The organism is Achromobacter sp. SIMBA_011, from assembly GCF_046535435.1.
Lineage (GTDB): Bacteria > Pseudomonadota > Gammaproteobacteria > Burkholderiales > Burkholderiaceae_B > Achromobacter > Achromobacter dolens.
Window position 1 is genome coordinate 1 of sequence record NZ_JAWRWN010000247.1, and the last position, 299, is coordinate 299.

1 pseudogene is annotated in these 299 nt (G+C 66.6%); it reads left to right on the top strand.

The features are described 5' to 3' along the window. A pseudogene (locus SB816_RS30790) lies at positions 1-299 on the top strand (N-methylproline demethylase); the annotation flags it as partial.

Below are 299 nucleotides of genomic sequence, written 5' to 3' on the forward strand. Positions count from 1 at the left end.
GGTGAACCTGTCGAACGACAAGATCATCGATCCGCTCACGCGCCTGGCCGACACGATGCACAAGCACGGCGCGAAGATCATGATCCAGGCGACGCACATGGGCCGCCGCTCGTCGTTCCACGGCGAGCACTGGCCGCATCTGATGTCGCCGTCGGGCGTGCGCGAACCGGTGCACCGCGGCAACGCGAAGATCATCGAGATCGAGGAAATCCGCCGCATCATCGGCGATTTCGCGGCGGCCGCGAAGCGCGTGAAGGCGGCCGGCATGGACGGCATCGAGATCTCGGCGGCGCACCAGC